The 15475-nt window shown below is 61.5% G+C and carries 16 protein-coding genes; 13 read left to right on the forward strand and 3 right to left on the reverse strand.

Translation table 11 applies throughout. From position 1 onward, the window contains the following. The first annotated feature begins 17 nt into the window (after positions 1-17). Positions 18-458, forward strand: a complete 441-nt coding sequence (locus tag AC20117_RS16710; RefSeq protein ID WP_074702696.1) for a helix-turn-helix domain-containing protein — start codon at positions 18-20, stop codon at positions 456-458. A 93-nt stretch (positions 459-551) separates the two neighbouring features. On the opposite strand, the gene AC20117_RS16715 is transcribed toward AC20117_RS16710, so the two are convergent. Next, positions 552-1082: a MarR family winged helix-turn-helix transcriptional regulator gene (locus AC20117_RS16715; protein WP_074702695.1), complete on the reverse strand. Its 531-nt coding sequence runs from the start codon at positions 1080-1082 to the stop codon at positions 552-554. Between the two features lie 62 nt (positions 1083-1144). Between AC20117_RS16715 and AC20117_RS16720 the strand changes: the two genes are divergently transcribed. The 6 genes from AC20117_RS16720 (at position 1145) to dapF (ending at position 6662) form a co-directional block, all read left to right on the forward strand. Then, positions 1145-1366 carry a DUF3046 domain-containing protein gene (locus tag AC20117_RS16720; protein WP_074702694.1) on the forward strand — a complete coding sequence of 74 codons (222 nt, stop codon included), beginning with the start codon at positions 1145-1147 and terminating at the stop codon, positions 1364-1366. Positions 1367-1572: 206 nt separating this feature from the next. Then, a complete protein-coding gene (gene recA / locus AC20117_RS16725) occupies positions 1573-2625 on the forward strand; it encodes a recombinase RecA (RefSeq protein WP_074702693.1) in 1053 nt (350 codons plus the stop codon). A gap of 24 nt (positions 2626-2649) precedes the next feature. After that, complete coding sequence (locus AC20117_RS16730; RefSeq protein WP_074702692.1) at positions 2650-3189, forward strand: regulatory protein RecX; 540 nt, start codon at positions 2650-2652, stop codon at positions 3187-3189. 73 nt (positions 3190-3262) lie between these two features. Beyond that, positions 3263-4792 (forward strand): tRNA (N6-isopentenyl adenosine(37)-C2)-methylthiotransferase MiaB, encoded by a 1530-nt coding sequence (gene miaB, locus AC20117_RS16735; RefSeq protein WP_074702691.1) that lies wholly within the window; start codon positions 3263-3265, stop codon positions 4790-4792. Between the two features lie 14 nt (positions 4793-4806). Further along, complete coding sequence (miaA, locus tag AC20117_RS16740) at positions 4807-5730, forward strand: tRNA (adenosine(37)-N6)-dimethylallyltransferase MiaA (RefSeq protein ID WP_074702690.1); 924 nt, start codon at positions 4807-4809, stop codon at positions 5728-5730. Then, a complete protein-coding gene (gene dapF / locus AC20117_RS16745; protein ID WP_074702689.1) occupies positions 5727-6662 on the forward strand; it encodes a diaminopimelate epimerase in 936 nt (311 codons plus the stop codon). The genes miaA and dapF overlap by 4 nt, the downstream gene beginning before the upstream one ends. A 2-nt stretch (positions 6663-6664) precedes the next feature. On the opposite strand, the gene AC20117_RS16750 is transcribed toward dapF, so the two are convergent. Continuing rightward, on the reverse strand, positions 6665-7276 hold the full coding sequence (locus tag AC20117_RS16750) for a class I SAM-dependent methyltransferase (RefSeq protein ID WP_101632628.1): 612 nt from the start codon (positions 7274-7276) through the stop codon (positions 6665-6667). A 419-nt stretch (positions 7277-7695) separates the two neighbouring features. Here AC20117_RS16750 and hflX point away from each other — a divergent pair, with 419 nt between their 5' ends. Both hflX and AC20117_RS16760 read left to right on the forward strand, forming a co-directional pair. Beyond that, positions 7696-9243 (forward strand): GTPase HflX, encoded by a 1548-nt coding sequence (hflX, locus tag AC20117_RS16755; protein WP_074702688.1) that lies wholly within the window; start codon positions 7696-7698, stop codon positions 9241-9243. Further along, the gene (locus AC20117_RS16760; protein ID WP_269467191.1) at positions 9197-11269 is read left to right on the forward strand and encodes an ATP-dependent DNA helicase; all 2073 of its coding nucleotides are present in this window, start codon (positions 9197-9199) and stop codon (positions 11267-11269) included. Before hflX ends, AC20117_RS16760 begins: the two co-directional genes overlap by 47 nt. Before the next feature lie 286 nt (positions 11270-11555). Here AC20117_RS16760 and lexA read toward each other — a convergent pair whose 3' ends face one another. Next, complete coding sequence (gene lexA / locus AC20117_RS16765) at positions 11556-12320, reverse strand: transcriptional repressor LexA (RefSeq protein ID WP_074702687.1); 765 nt, start codon at positions 12318-12320, stop codon at positions 11556-11558. Positions 12321-12596: 276 nt separating this feature from the next. On the opposite strand from lexA, the gene AC20117_RS16770 reads away from it, so the two are divergent. From AC20117_RS16770 to hisH, 4 genes are all read left to right on the forward strand, one after another. Then, on the forward strand, positions 12597-12971 hold the full coding sequence (locus tag AC20117_RS16770; protein WP_074702686.1) for a LysM peptidoglycan-binding domain-containing protein: 375 nt from the start codon (positions 12597-12599) through the stop codon (positions 12969-12971). Positions 12972-13032: 61 nt separating this feature from the next. Continuing rightward, positions 13033-14127 (forward strand): histidinol-phosphate transaminase, encoded by a 1095-nt coding sequence (locus tag AC20117_RS16775; protein WP_074702685.1) that lies wholly within the window; start codon positions 13033-13035, stop codon positions 14125-14127. A gap of 75 nt (positions 14128-14202) precedes the next feature. Then, the gene (gene hisB / locus AC20117_RS16780; RefSeq protein ID WP_074702684.1) at positions 14203-14820 is read left to right on the forward strand and encodes an imidazoleglycerol-phosphate dehydratase HisB; all 618 of its coding nucleotides are present in this window, start codon (positions 14203-14205) and stop codon (positions 14818-14820) included. Then, positions 14817-15458 carry an imidazole glycerol phosphate synthase subunit HisH gene (gene hisH / locus AC20117_RS16785; protein WP_074702683.1) on the forward strand — a complete coding sequence of 214 codons (642 nt, stop codon included), beginning with the start codon at positions 14817-14819 and terminating at the stop codon, positions 15456-15458. The genes hisB and hisH overlap by 4 nt, the downstream gene beginning before the upstream one ends. Positions 15459-15475 lie beyond the last annotated feature (17 nt).

Consider the following 15475-nt stretch of genomic DNA (forward strand, 5'->3'; position numbering starts at 1 on the left):
GGAGTAAGGCGATACAGATGGTCAAGCAACCCGTGTCCGTAAACGGCGTCGTCCGTTGGCGTGATGTGGGTCTGACGGAAGAATCCCACCGGGAGCAGAAGGAGCGCAAAATGGTAGTCCTACGCCACGAGATCGGTGACGTCTTGCGCGACGTCCGGCAGCGGCAGGGCCGCACCCTGCGCGAAGTTTCACACAGCGCCCGTGTTTCCCTCGGTTACCTGAGCGAAGTAGAGCGTGGCCAGAAGGAAGCATCTTCAGAGCTTCTCTCGTCCATCTGCTCGGCTCTTGATGTTCCGCTTTCCCTGATGCTCCGCGAAGTCAGTGATCGCGTCGCTGATGCAGAAGGTGTGGTCATACCTGATACCGTGCCGCAGGAACTTTCCCGCGAGTTTGTTGCCGACATTCCGGACGAGCTGCCGGACGGCCTGAGCCGCGGGCTCGCGTCCGCACGGTCCTAACAAGCCATCAAGCGGGCCGGTTACCTGGGATCAGGTAACCGGCCCACTGCTTTGCTGCACGCAATTTTTAATCCACGGCGCCCGCAGGCTGTGTCAGGGCTGCTCATGCGCCGCCGGCTGCTCATGCGCCGCCGGCTGCTCATGCGCCGCCGGCTGTTCGTGGGCATAGGACTCGTTGAGGCGGTCAAGCAGCTGGGCAAGGGACGTCAGATCGTCCACGCTCCAGTCTCCGAGCCGGTCGTGGAAGGCTGCCTTCCTCGCGGTCTGGGCGGAATGCAATTTCTCCCGTCCGGCTTCGGTCAGAGTGATGGCCTGGGCGCGGGCATCCAATGGATCCGTTTCCTTCTGGACCAAGCCGAGCTGTTCAAGCAGTGCGACCTGACGGCTGACGGAAGGTTTACCCACCCCGATGCTGGCTGCCAGCTCGGTCAGGCGCATCGAGTCTTCCCGCTGCAGCAGCATCAGCAGGCCGTAAGCCGCCGGCTCCATGTCCGGGTGCACCTGACGTGCCACGCGATGGGAGTTGGCTCGGGCGCGGCGCCACAGAAGACTGAGCTGCTGTTCCAGGGCGTCGATTGCGACGTCGAAGCCAGTCTCGTCCGGTGCGGGATCCTGTCGGGTCATGAAGCCATTGTAGTGAGGCGGCGGAACTCCCGTGGCAGCCGCCGCCGTGAGAGGATTGAAACGTGCGCATAAGTGACTTTTGGCGACTAATGGATGATGAATTCGGGCCGGGATATTCGCGCGTCCTCGCTTCGGATTTGGTCCTGACGGGTCTGGGCGGGAAAACTGCCGCGGCCGCTCTCGAAGCGGGCGTACCGCCAAAGTCAGTCTGGCTGGCGGTGTGCGAGATGCAGGACGTGCCGGCCGAACGACGTCTGGGCCGCGATATTAAGCCCTCCCGATAATTCCGACACGCCTAAGGGTAATTCGCAGATGTGTTCGAATCGGCGCTTTTGAACGGATATGCTCCTACACAGAGGCTGGAATCCCCGCTGCATGCGCGGATTATCCACAAATGACATCCCTGATCAGATTCTGTCAGTGCGGAAAGCTACGGTCAGAGTGAGCAATGAACATGGCCCTGCCGGGCCCCAAGATACCGAGGTGAAGAATGGCCGCACCAGCTGACCGCGAGAAGGCTTTGGAAGCAGCGCTTGCACAAATTGATAAGCAGTTTGGCAAGGGCTCGATCATGCGCCTCGGCGATGACACCCGGGCACCGATTGAAACCATTTCCACAAGCTCCATTGCCCTGGACGTCGCGTTGGGCATCGGCGGACTGCCGCGCGGGCGCGTGGTGGAAATCTATGGTCCGGAATCTTCGGGTAAGACCACATTGGCGCTGCATGCTGTTGCCAACGCGCAGCGCAAGGGCGGTATCGCCGCCTTTATCGATGCGGAACATGCCCTGGATCCCGAATATGCCAAAAAGCTCGGTGTGGATACCGACGCTTTGCTCGTGTCACAGCCGGATACCGGTGAGCAGGCGCTGGAAATCATGGACATGCTCATTGGCTCGGGGTCGTTGGACATCGTCGTCATTGACTCGGTTGCGGCGCTCGTTCCGCGTGCCGAAATTGAAGGCGAAATGGGCGACACCCACGTCGGGCTTCAGGCCCGGCTGATGAGCCAGGCGCTGCGTAAGATCGCGGGCCGGCTGCATCAGAGCAAGACGACGGCGATCTTCATCAACCAGCTGCGTGAAAAGATCGGCGTCTTCTTCGGTAGCCCGGAGACGACCACCGGTGGTAAGGCCTTGAAGTTCTACGCCTCGGTGCGTATCGACGTTCGGCGGATCGAGACCTTGAAGGAAGGCTCCAACCCCGTCGGTAACCGCACCCGGGCCAAGATCGTCAAGAACAAGATGGCACCGCCCTTCAAGCAGGCGGAATTCGACATTCTGTACGGTATTGGCATCTCCCGCGAGGGCGGCCTGATCGATATGGGTGTTGAGCATTCCCTGGTTAGGAAGTCCGGAGCCTGGTTTACCTACGACGGTGACCAGCTGGGCCAGGGTAAAGAAAATGCGCGTAGGTTCCTGGTAGACAACCCGGACCTGGCAGACGAGATCGAACGCCGGATCAGGGAGAAGCTGGGCATCGGGGTTGTACCGGACGAGGGCGAAGGCGGGGAGCCCAAGCTCAAGGCCGTCGACGGCTTCTAGCCTACCGTGACCGGTAAAAGAGGCATGACTGCGGGGCCGGCTCCCGGCAGCCCCGCGGACCAGGCTTCCGAAGCGGACCCGCATGAGGTGGCGCGGACGATAGTTCTGCGCCAGCTCACGATGGCTCCGCGCAGCAGGAAGCAACTGGCGGAGAAGCTGGCCGAGCGCGACGTTCCCGCTGACGTCGCGGCTGCCGTGCTGGACAGGTTCGAAGAGGTCCAGCTCATTGATGACGCTGAGTTCGCCCGGATGTGGGTGCGCAGCCGGTCCCAGTCACGGGCCTTGGCCCGTGGCGCGCTCAAGCGGGAGTTGTCGGACAAAGGCATCGACGCAGAGATAGCGGAAGAAGCGCTCGACCAGTTGACGCCCGAGGACGAGCTGGACAGCGCCAGGGAGCTGATCCGACGGAAGATCCGACCAGACTGGAATCTGGACGACCGCCTTGTTAAGGACAAGCACGTGCGGCGGCTGGTGGCCATGCTTGCACGAAAAGGCTATCCGCCGTCGATGGCGTTCCGCGTGGTGAACGAGGAACTCGATGCACCGCAGGAGCCCTGGGACTGACATACCGGCCGTTTGCCTTGGCCCCTCAGGCGCCGATTGTGGCGACCTGCTGCGCAGGTCTTACCCTTAAGAGGTGAGCGTGACCATCCCTGCCCCCGAATCGATCCTGCCCGAAGGCACCCAGCGTACGTATCAGGTACGGACCTTTGGCTGCCAAATGAACGTGCATGACTCCGAACGACTGTCCGGCCTGTTGGAGAACGCAGGTCTGGTGGAAGCGCAAGGCGCCCAGGCCGACGTCGTTGTTTTCAATACGTGCGCAGTACGCGAAAACGCCGACAACAAGCTGTACGGAAACCTTGGCCAGTTGGCTCCTGTCAAGGAACAGAACCCCGGTATGCAGATCGCCGTCGGTGGATGTTTGGCCCAGAAGGACCGGGAAACGATCCTTAAGAAGGCTCCGTGGGTTGATGTGGTCTTCGGCACGCATAACGTGGGCTCGCTGCCGACGCTGCTGGAACGGGCGCGGCACAATAACGAGGCACAGCTGGAGATCCTCGAATCCCTGGACGTCTTTCCCTCCACACTGCCGACCAAGCGGGATGCGGTCTACTCGGGCTGGGTCTCCATTTCGGTGGGCTGCAACAACACCTGCACGTTCTGCATTGTTCCCTCACTTCGTGGCAAAGAGCGGGACCGCAGGCCCGGGGACATCCTGTCCGAAATCCAGGCGTTGGTCGACGACGGCGCCATCGAAGTGACCCTGCTCGGACAGAACGTCAACTCGTACGGCGTCGAATTCGGCGACCGGGGCGCGTTCGCCAAGCTACTGCGCGCGTGCGGCGGTATCGAGGGTCTTGAGCGGGTGCGGTTCACGAGTCCGCATCCCGCCGCGTTTACCGACGACGTCATCGATGCGATGGCGGAAACGCCCAACGTCATGCCCCAGCTGCACATGCCGTTGCAGTCCGGTTCGGACAAGGTGCTCAAGGACATGCGCCGCTCCTACCGGTCAACCAAGTTCCTGGGCATTCTGGACAAAGTCCGGGACCGTATTCCGCACGCTGCCATTTCAACTGACATCATCGTCGGATTCCCCGGGGAAACCGAGGAGGACTTCCAGGCAACGCTTGATGTCGTGGAGAAGTCCCGCTTCGCAACCGCATTCACGTTCCAATACTCGAAGCGTCCGGGGACGCCGGCCGCGGAGTTGCCCGACCAACTGCCAAAATCGGTTGTCCAGGAACGCTATGAACGCCTCACAGCCTTGCAGGACAGGATCTCCGCAGAGGAGAACGCCAAGCAGGTAGGACGCCGGGTCGAAGTCATGGTGACCGCTCAGCAAGGCCGCAAAGCCAGCGAGACCCATCGGCTGTCGGGCCGGTCCCGCGACCAGCGGCTGGTCCACTTCTCGGTGCCGGCCGGCGCCGAGCCGCCGCGTCCCGGGGACCTGGTAACAGTGGCAATTACGGAGGCTGCACCGTTCCATCTCGTTGCGGACCCGGCCAGCGCCGCCGATTACTCGCTACGCCGCTCCCGTGCGGGAGATGCATGGGACCGCTCCCAGGCTGAGTCCTGTGGTGTGCCTTCGGCAGGTGCCACCAGCGGAGCCAAGGCCGCAGTGTCTCTGGGGATGCCGGTACTGCCTGTCCGCAGCAATTAGCCAGGGCAACGCATATGGGCAATGCATCCGCGGCGGTGCCGCCGGTCATCGCGGTCGTCGGACCTACTGGCTCGGGAAAATCGGATCTGGCTGTCGCGCTGGCGCATCGGCTTGACGCCGAAATCATCAACGCAGATGCCATGCAGTTCTACCGCGGTATGGATATCGGCACGGCGAAGATAACGGTGGCCGAGCGCCAGGACGTACCCCACCATCTGCTCGACATTCTTGATGTCCAGCAGGAAGCCAGCGTCTCGGCGTTCCAGCAGCAGGCCCGTGCGTCCATCGCCGAAATACACGGCAGAGGTCGGCGGGCCATTCTCGTGGGGGGGTCGGGACTGTATGTCAGGGCGGCCCTGGATGTCATCGATTTTCCCGGAACAGAACCCGGGCTGCGGGTCCAACTCGAAGCAGAGCTGGACGCGCAAGGCCTGCAGGCCATGCGGGAACGGCTGGCAGCTGTCGATCCGATCTCGGCGGCCCGTCTCGGGGACGCGCGCCGGGTGGTGCGCGCCCTTGAAGTCCATGCTCTCACCGGACGGCCCTTCAGCTCCTACATGCCTGACCGCCGCTACTGGCAACCGGCTGTTCAGATTGGTTTGGAGGTAGAGCGGGACGAGCTCAAGGAACGCTTGGCGCTGCGTGTCCATCGAATGGTCGAGCAGGGCCTGTTGGACGAGGTCCGCAGGCTGGCAGCGCACGGGCTGCGGGACGGGAAGACGGCCCCGCGCGCGTTGGGTTACTCACAGTTCCTGCGGGTCCTCGATGGACAGCTCTCCATCGAAGGGGCGGTTGAGGAAACAATTGTGGCCACGCGCAAGTTTGCCCGCCGCCAACTGACTTGGTTCCGTGCCGACCCACGCATCCGGTGGTTGCCCTGGAAGGACAAGCTCCTCGTGGACAAGGCGGCGGCCGAGGTCGCTAAGCTTGGACAGTGACCGATTCTTCCAGCGCAGCAATTCTGACTTCCCTCTCCGGGACCGTATTCTCGAAAGGTCATGGCACCGGCAATGACTTTGTTCTGATCGCCGATCCCGACGGGAAACAGGAGATCGGCCCGGAAGCAGTGGCTGTCCTCTGCGACCGCCACCAGGGCATCGGCGCTGACGGACTGATCCGCGCTGTGCACTCCAAGCATCTGGCCGAGGGCCGCGACCTGCTCGCCATGGCGCCCGAGGCCGAATGGTTCATGGACTACCGCAACGGGGACGGCTCCCTCTCGGAAATGTGCGGCAATGGCGTCCGCGTGTTCGTGCACTTCCTGATTGAGCAGGGGCTTGTCACATTGAGCGAGGGCCAATCCCTGACCATCGGCACGCGCGCCGGACTCAAGATCATTACCCGTTCCAAAGACGGCTATGCAGTGGATATGGGGCCCTGGGAGTTCATCTTTCCCGACCAGGCCGTCGCCAAAGCCATGGATTCCCTGGTCAATGCGGAGGGACTGGAGGTGCCGCGGCCGGCGCTGAGCATCAGCATGGGAAATCCTCATACCGTAGTCGCATTGGCCGAACTCGACGAACTGGCGGCCACCAAGCTGTTCGAATCACCCGAAGTAGATCCGCTGCCCGCCAACGGCACCAATGTCGAATTCGTTGTTCCGGCTGAGCCGCTGGTTCACGACGGCGCCGGGCACATCACCATGCGGGTACACGAACGCGGGGTCGGCGAAACACAATCATGCGGCACCGGGGCCTGCGCCTCGGCCGTGGCTATCCGGTACTGGGCCGGCGCAGGAGCACCGAACGAATGGCAGGTCCAGGTACCTGGCGGCACGGTATATGTCAGCTTCCTGCCAGGCAGCGACGGCAAGGAACATGTACAGCTCAGCGGGCCGGCGGTTTTGGTGGCCAGCGGGATCATCGCCTAGCTTCAGGCAGCCCGGGTGACCCGCAGAATCCTGAAAGCCTTGGCCGTGCTTTCGCGGCGTACCGAAAACTCCCCGGGAAGCTCTGCGGCTAGCCAGCGCTGAAGCGAATCGGATCCGAGATTCTTCTGGACGACTAACCAGGCGTTTCCCCCGGGCGCCAGTCGCGGCAGCCACAGCATGAGCAGGGAATGTAGCTCGCTCTTGCCGATCCGGATCGGCGGATTTGACCAGATCGCATCGAAGCGCAGTTCAGGGTCCACTTCTTCAGGCAGGCAAGCGCGGACGTTCGCCAACCCGAGGGTGCGGGCGTTGTCATTGGTCAAGGCGATGCACCGGGTATTGACATCGACGGCGGTCACCGCTGCCCCGGGCGACTTCAAGGCAAGAGTGAGAGCGATCGGTCCCCAGCCGCAGCCAATATCCAGAAGGTTCCCGCTTGCAGGTGGGGAGGGCACGTCGGCCAGGAGAACCGCCGTCCCTTTATCAATGCCGTCCGGACTGAAAATACCATTGGACGTCGTCAGCTGGCGGGACTGTCCGTCCAGCACCACGGTCAGAGGCTTGCGAATCTCGGGTTTTTCGGGCTCCGCACTGAAGTAATGATCTGTGGCCATAATCCGCCAGAGTAGTGGTCCGGGAGAGGAATGTGTATCTAGGCAGTCCTAAGGCGGGCCGAAGTGCTGGTATGGTAGCTGCATGTGGAATAAGTGATTGCGCCGTTGCGGCAGCCCCGGCCCGCAGCTAATCTTCTCTGCCGTTGAGCCCAGCTCCGAGGGAAGATGACGCACAGTCCATCCGGAAACGTAAGCCAGTTCCTTCTTTCTTGAACCTGTGGCGGTGTGTGCCGCAGTTTTCCGATCTTCATTAGCCGAAGCAAAAAGGCAGCGGCTCCCACCAGATTAAGTGCCGGCGGCCGTGCGCCGCCCTTTGTCAGGAGGATTTCTTGACCCCTCATCAACATAGACCGGCTGGCCCCTCGGTACCCGAGGCCGCTGAGGTCTACGATAGAACTACAGACTTTTCAAAGGAGAGCATGTCCACCACTAGCAACAGCCAGCCCTCGCCGGAACCGGAGCTGAGCCCGGAGGAAATCCAGGCGGTCATCGACCGGATTCTGGCCAAGGATACTGCGGCACGGACGAAGTCCGGCGGTGTCAGAGGCAGGGCACAGGCCATCTCGACGTTGGACGAGGAACACTCGGAATTCGACGGCGAGCAGCAGGACTTGGCCGAACGGCGCGCCTTGCGCCGTGTTGCAGGTCTTTCTACTGAACTCGAAGACGTTACCGAGGTCGAATACCGGCAGCTGCGGCTTGAGCGGGTCGTCCTTGCCGGTCTCTGGACTGAAGGTACCGCCGACGACGCCGACAATTCGTTGCGTGAGCTTGCGGCGTTGGCAGAGACCGCAGGTTCCGAGGTGCTTGACGGTGTGGTGCAGCGGCGGCTCAAGCCGGACCCCGGCACGTTCCTTGGATCTGGCAAGGCGCAGGAACTGCGGGACATTGTGATGAGCACCGGTGCGGATACCGTCATTGTGGACGGCGAACTTTCTCCGTCTCAGCGACGGGGCCTGGAAGACATCGTCAAGGTCAAGGTGATCGACCGTACCGCCCTGATCCTTGATATCTTCGCCCAGCATGCCAAGAGCCGCGAAGGCAAAGCGCAGGTGGAACTGGCCCAGCTCGAATACCTGCTTCCGAGATTGCGCGGCTGGGGCGAATCAATGTCCCGGCAGGCGGGTGGCCGGGTCGGTGCCGCCGGCGGCGGCATTGGTTCTCGCGGTCCGGGTGAAACTAAGATCGAGCTGGACCGCCGCCGGATTCGTACCCGCATGTCGAAGCTGCGCCGGGAAATCGCCGGGATGAAACCGGCGCGCGACACGAAGCGGGCCAATCGAAAACGAAATGCTGTTCCGTCCGTTGCCATAGTCGGCTACACGAATGCGGGCAAGTCGTCGTTGCTGAACCGTCTGACCAATGCGGGCGTCCTGGTGGAGAACGCGCTTTTCGCCACCCTCGATCCCACGGTGCGGAAGGCCGAAACCGCCGATGGTCTCGGTTATACCCTGGCTGACACCGTCGGCTTCGTCCGCTCGCTCCCTACTCAACTGGTCGAGGCATTCCGCTCGACCTTGGAAGAGGCTGCGGATGCGGATCTCATCCTGCACGTTGTCGACGCTTCCCATCCGGATCCCGAAGGACAGATTGCTGCTGTCCGGGAGGTGCTCACTGAAGTTGACGCGCGAAAGCTTCCGGAAATCGTAGTCCTGAACAAGGCGGATGCAGCCGACCCGTTTGTCGTCGAGCGTCTGCGCCAGCGTGAACCGCGGCACGTCGTGGTTTCGGCGCGTACAGGTCAAGGAATCCCGGAACTGCTTGAGGCCATCAGCGAGGGAATTCCACGTCCAACGGTGAAGCTTGAATTGTTGATTCCATATGACCGTGGCGAAGTGGTGAGCCGGCTACACAGTCCGGATGCGGAGATTCTCTCCGTCGAACATGTCGAAAACGGAACGAAGCTGGAAGTGAAGGTCCGTGAAGGGCTGGCTGCAGAGCTCGGACCCTTCCTCCATCGTGGTTGAGGCGTCGTTGAACGAGAAGGAAGCGTTGCGTCTGCTTGACGTTGCGGTGCGTGCCATGGGCGGGCAGAACCGCGCTGGGCAGCATGAGATGGCCGACCGCGTTGCTGAGGCGTTCAGTAATCATGAACATCTGCTTGTTCAAGCGGGGACGGGCACCGGCAAATCATTGGCGTATCTCATTCCCCTGATCGTCCATGCCCTTGAGAGCGAGAAGCCCGCGGTTGTTTCCACCGCGACGCTGGCCTTGCAATCCCAGATCGTCAAGCGCGACCTGCCGCGGCTGCTCGAGGCTATCTCGGACGAGCTGCCACGCCCGGTGGATGTAGCCCTCCTGAAGGGGCGCAACAATTACCTCTGCCGGCACAAACTGGCGGGCGGTTTCCCCGAGGAAGATGCTCCCGACGCTCTCTTCACTCTTGGCGAGGACGCTGTACCGCATCCTGCCCCGGCAACCGCTGGCCCGGCCTCCGGGCTAGGAAAAGAAGTGGTACGGCTGCGGGAATGGGCGGACGAGACTGACACAGGCGATCGGGATGAGATCGTCCCCGGCGTCAGCGATCGGGCGTGGCGACAGGTTTCAGTGAGTTCCATGGAGTGCCTCGGAGCGCAGAAGTGTCCGATGGCGGCAGAGTGTTTCAGCGAGCAAGCCCGCACGCGGGCCGGTGAAGCGGACGTGGTGATCACCAACCATGCACTGCTGGCTATCAATGCCTTTGAAGGCTTGTCGGTACTCCCGGAATACGACGTGGTAGTCATCGATGAAGCACATGAACTGCAGGACCGTGTCACCAGCGCGGTCGCTGGGCAGCTCTCGGTGGCGATGGTGCATACGGCGGCGTCGATGGCCCGCAAGCATACTGCGGCCAGCGTCGAATCGATCAACAGCGCAGCGAAGAGCCTCGAAATAGCCTTGGCCGCCACTGCCACGGGGCTGATGGCCTCTGGGCTGCGTGACGATCATGAGATGGCGCTGACGCAGTTGCGTGAGGCTTGCCGAGTCGCACTTTCCGACTCCAAATCGGACACATCGAACAGCGCGGACGGTGGGCGGCAGATGGCCCGCTCCAGGCTGATGGTTGTGCTGGAGGTATGCGACCGGATTCTCTCCGCGGCCCAGGCTCGGGAGGTCGTGTGGATTACCAGGCCCAGCAATTTCGGGTCCGGAACCGATTTCGGGTCAGAGGACGATACGCAGCCCGCAACGGTCAACGTGGCACCTCTGTCCGTGGCCTCACGGCTACGTGAAGGTTTGTTTGACGGCCATACTGTGGTTCTGACTTCGGCGACGTTGGCCATCGGCAACGCTTTCGATGCGGTGGCCGGATCGCTGGGACTGATGGGGGCCGGTGCACCGGCGTACTCAAGTGCAGACGTTGGAAGCCCGTTCGACTATCCGAAGCAGGGAGTGCTGTATGTGGCTTCGCATTTGCCGAAGCCTGAGCGCGGAACTAGCGCCGAACAGTTGGACGAGCTGGAGGCACTCCTGAAGGCTTCCGGAGGCGGGGCATTGGGGCTGTTCTCTTCCCGGCGGGCGGCCGAGGAAGCGGCCGCTGAAATGCGACGGCGGATCAATAGCGAAATCCTGTGCCAGGGCGAGTCATCGATCGCTGCCTTGGTCAAGCAGTTTGCGGCGGAGCCGGATACCTGCCTATTCGGGACGATGACCCTATGGCAGGGTGTGGACGTGCCCGGAGACGCCTGCAGGCTCGTCATCATCGATCGGATTCCGTTTCCCCGTCCGGATGACCCTCTCATGACAGCGAGGACCCGCTCGGTGGCGCAAGCCGGAGGCAACGGTTTTATGTCCGTCTCCGCTACCCACGCCGCAGTCCGCCTGGCTCAGGGGGCCGGACGCCTTATTCGCGCCGCGGGCGATCGTGGCATGGTCGCGGTGCTGGATTCCCGCTTGGCGAACGCCCGTTATGGCAGTTTTCTCCGGTCTGCATTGCCCCCATTCTGGTCAACTAAGGACCGGAGCGTGGCGCTGCAGATCTTGGAACGGCTCTCAGCCCGTCAGACGGGTTGACCGCCCTTCCCGCTATGCGAAGCCAATGATATTAGTGCGTGCTCATCGAGTCCGATGAGGCATGCACGGGTGGACCTACCGCCCCCACCCTGCAGGAAGGCCAAGTCTGTGGGTGATGGCACCACAGAACTCGTGACGCAGAAGGCGCCCGGCCCTCAGCTCCGGCCTGTCCAAAGAGATGGACATTATTGCAAGGGAACGTTAGCTGCAGCGCCGCAACTAGCGGGAAAGCCGTTCGCTGCCATGCTGGCGGGACGAGACCGCCTTGGCGACAAATAGCATCCGTCTACAAAGTACGCATCACTGAAACCACTTTGCCCATGACCGTTGCATGGTCGCCGAGGATCGGTTCGTATTGGGTGTTTTGTGGCAACAACCAAGTATGGCCGTCCCGCTGCCGAAATGTCTTCACAGTTGCCTCGTCGTTGAGGAGGGCTGCCACGATATCTCCGTTGTTGGCGCTTTGCTGCCTCCGCACGACAACCCAATCACCATCACAGATGGCTGCGTCAATCATGGAATCGCCGGAGACCTTAAGCATGAACAGTTCGCCATGGCCAACCAACTGTCTCGGAAGGGGCATAACATCTTCGATGACCTGATCCGCCAGGATGGGGCCGCCGGCGGCGATACGACCGACGAGGGGAACCATGGCTGTGTCCGACCCGCTGCCGAGATCTGAGACGGTGGAACCGTTGATACTTCTGACATTGTCTGCCTGTTCCACCCCGGCCATTCGGGCAGCGCCGTCCTCAATGACGAGCGGAGTCAGCACTTCCATGGCGCGGGGACGCTTGGGGTCACGGCGGATGTAGCCCATCTTTTCGAGTTGGATCAGCTGGTGCGTCACGCTGGACAGGCTTGCCAGTCCGACGGTGTCACCGATTTCCCTCATCGATGGCGGATAACCATTAGCACTTACAGACTCCTGGATGGTTTCAAGGATTTTCTTTTGGCGCGCAGTCAGGCCCTTGGGCTGCCCTGCAGCCCGAGTCGGCTTTGTCTGTTTGCTGTCTGATGTGGCAGCTGCTCTGGAAACGTTCTTCGACATGGCCCGGACTCCGGTTTCTCCGTCCGATCCGAGTCAGCAGTGCCGTGCCTGAATTCGAACCGGAATCTTATTTTGTCAGTGGCAGCTGATGCACTTCATGTACGGCCACCTTTGGTTTAACGCTAGGGGAGTCATGGTGGACTTTCAAACATTTGTTCTAGTGAGTCTCGACAATGTTCGATCATAGGTGCTAAAACTGTGGAAGAAGGATTCGAACGTAAATTCGAATAAGGAGATCTCGGACATAAACGTTCGCAGATCGGGAAAGGTGTCAACATGTCTGCACAGCTCGCACCGCAGTCGCCTGCCGTACCGCGCCATACTCAACCACTCCAGCTCACCCGTCGCGGCCGTCTGCTGTTGATCGGCCTTCCGCTCATCCTTTCGGCTGCTGCTTTGTTGACGCTGATCGGCTTCTTTACGGCTCCCGCAGTGGCCTCCACCAGTGGCGGTCTAGGAGCAGGCGAGACGATCACTGTGACGGTCGGCTCCGGGCAGACCTTGTGGGAACTCGCCAGTGCCGTTGCCCCTGAGCGGAATCCGCACGATGTGATCGCTGAGATTTCGCAATTGAACAACCTTCCGGACTCGATCGTGCACGCCGGACAGCAACTGCACGTACCCGTCAGCGGCGACGGCCAGCGGCCGTAATATGAGACCCTCCGGCTGGCCCGATTCCTGCCCCGGGCCGGCCGGAGCTTAAGCTTGATCGGTGAGTGACCAGCTAGAACGCCTGAATCGCCTGCCTCTTAGAGACAACCTCAGAGGCTTAGAACCCTACGGCGCACCCCAGCTACATGTGCCGGTGCTGCTGAATGTTAACGAGAACACCCATCCACTTCCCGATAGTGTTCACAAGGCCATTGCGGCCGCCGTCGAGGCGGCAGCAACGGGGTTGAACCGTTACCCGGACCGCGAATTTACACAACTGCGTCAAGCGTTGGCTCGTTACCTGGGCCATGGGCTAACGGAAGAAAACGTTTGGGCTGCCAATGGCTCGAACGAAGTCCTCCAGCAGATTCTGCAGGCTTTTGGAGGTCCAGGCCGACGCTTACTGAGCTTTCCTCCTACATATTCGATGTATCCGTTGCTCGCAAGCGGCACAGACACCGAATATGTCACCGGAGCTCGCTCCTCCGACTTCAGTTTGACGGCCGAGGCAGCCGCTCGGGCAGTCAGGGAATCAGCCGCCAATATCGTCATTCTCTGTTCGCCTAACAACCCGACCGGGACGGCTCTGGGCCTGGACGTTGTAGAAGCTGTGTACGAGGCCGGGGCCGAATACAACACCATGGTCATTGTGGACGAGGCATATGCCGAGTTTGCCCACACCGGCACCCCCAGCGCGCTGGAATTGCTGCAGGGCAGGGAGCGTCTGATCGTTTCGCGAACGATGAGCAAGGCGTTCGCTTTAGCGGGGGCACGCGTGGGCTATCTGGCCGCGGCGCCCGAAGTGACGGATGCCTTGCGTTTGGTCCGCCTGCCTTACCACCTGTCCGCCATCACCCAGGCAACTGCCGTTGCAGCCCTGGACCACGCGGATGCGCTGTTGGCCAACGTTGAAGACATTAAGGGCCAGCGTGACAGGATCGTGTCCGAACTCACGGATATGGGTCTGCGTCCCGCGCCCTCGGATTCGAACTTCGTATTCTTCGGGGGAGTAAGCAATCCGCACGCAGTGTGGCAGGGTTTGCTCGACGCCGGAGTGCTCATCCGTGACGTGGGGATTCCGGGCCATCTGCGGGTTACTGCCGGCACTGAGGCGGAGACCACGGCCTTCCTGAACCGCCTCCGCGAGCTTGTCTGAGCGATTTCTCCTAGACTGATATAAGAGGCGCACGTCTTCGTGGACAGCCAAATCGATTTTCTTCAAAGGACTCCAATGACCGTGGATATTGCCACCGGACGCACCGCGCGCCTTGAACGCACTACAAGTGAATCCTCCGTCCTGGTGGAACTGAACCTCGATGGCACGGGCCAATCCGATATCAGCACGACTGTGCCGTTCTATGACCACATGCTCACGGCGCTGGCGAAGCACTCGCTGATGGATCTGACAGTAAAGGCGTCCGGCGATACCCATATCGACGTCCACCACACTGTTGAAGACGTCGCCATTACCCTGGGGGAAGTCCTTAAAAGCGCCCTCGGCAACAAGGCCGGAATCAAGCGGTTCGGCGAGGCCACTGTTCCGCTTGATGAAGCCATTGCCAACGCCGTGGTGGACATTTCCGGACGTCCTTATCTGGTGCACGACGGGGAACCTGCCGGCCAGGAGTACCACCTGATTGGCGGTCACTTCACTGGCTCGCTGACGCGCCACGTCTTCGAGGCCGTCACCCTACATGCACAGATTTGCCTGCACATGCGGGTCTTGGGCGGAAGGGACCCTCACCACATCGTTGAGGCGCAGTTCAAGGCTTTTGCGCGGGCGTTACGGGCTGCTATCGAACCGGATCCGCGCGTGGAAGGTATTCCCTCCACGAAGGGGGCCTTGTGAAATCAGCCCCGAAAATCACCGTCCTCGACTATGGATCCGGCAACGTCCGGTCCGCGGTGCGGGCGCTTGAGCATGTCGGCGCGGAAGTAACGCTGAGCCATGCCTCCGAGGATGTTCTCAATGCGGATGGCCTGCTGGTTCCCGGCGTCGGCGCTTTCGCCGCTGTCATGGAGCAGCTGAAGAAGGTGGATGCGTTGCGCTGGATCGGGCGCCGCGTTGCCGGGGGCAGGCCGGTTCTTGGCATCTGCGTCGGCCTCCAGGTGTTGTTCGAGGAGGGTGTTGAACACGGCGTCAGTACCCCGGGCATGGGGGAGTGGCCAGGAACGGTGGAGCGTCTTGCTGCCGAAGTTGTACCGCACATGGGGTGGAACACTGTTGAGCCACCCGAAGGCAGTCGCCTGTTTGCCGGCATCGAGGATGAACGCTTCTATTTCGTCCACTCCTACGGAGTGCAGCGCTGGGATTTCGATGTGTCCCAGCCGGCCATGACCCCGCCGCAGGTGACCTGGTCCGAACACGGAGGAAGGTTCATCTCTGCTGTCGAAAACGGCCCTCTGTGCGCGACGCAGTTCCACCCGGAAAAGTCAGGCGATGCCGGAGCTGAGCTCCTGCGCAACTGGCTCCGGACGCTGGGCTAGACATGTGGAGCATCGTG

Source organism: Arthrobacter crystallopoietes (assembly GCF_002849715.1).
Taxonomy (GTDB): Bacteria; Actinomycetota; Actinomycetes; order Actinomycetales; family Micrococcaceae; genus Crystallibacter; species Crystallibacter crystallopoietes.

Coding starts and splice junctions, on each gene's coding strand:
- AC20117_RS16710 (WP_074702696.1), top strand. CDS start 18: ATGGTCAAGCAACCCGTGTCCGTAAACGGCGTCGTCCGTTGGCGTGAT.
- AC20117_RS16715 (WP_074702695.1), bottom strand. CDS start 1,082: ATGACCCGACAGGATCCCGCACCGGACGAGACTGGCTTCGACGTCGCA.
- recA (WP_074702693.1), top strand. CDS start 1,573: ATGGCCGCACCAGCTGACCGCGAGAAGGCTTTGGAAGCAGCGCTTGCA.
- AC20117_RS16730 (WP_074702692.1), top strand. CDS start 2,650: ATGACTGCGGGGCCGGCTCCCGGCAGCCCCGCGGACCAGGCTTCCGAA.
- miaA (WP_074702690.1), top strand. CDS start 4,807: ATGGGCAATGCATCCGCGGCGGTGCCGCCGGTCATCGCGGTCGTCGGA.
- AC20117_RS16750 (WP_101632628.1), bottom strand. CDS start 7,276: ATGGCCACAGATCATTACTTCAGTGCGGAGCCCGAAAAACCCGAGATT.
- hflX (WP_074702688.1), top strand. CDS start 7,696: ATGTCCACCACTAGCAACAGCCAGCCCTCGCCGGAACCGGAGCTGAGC.
- lexA (WP_074702687.1), bottom strand. CDS start 12,320: ATGTCGAAGAACGTTTCCAGAGCAGCTGCCACATCAGACAGCAAACAG.
- AC20117_RS16770 (WP_074702686.1), top strand. CDS start 12,597: ATGTCTGCACAGCTCGCACCGCAGTCGCCTGCCGTACCGCGCCATACT.
- hisB (WP_074702684.1), top strand. CDS start 14,203: ATGACCGTGGATATTGCCACCGGACGCACCGCGCGCCTTGAACGCACT.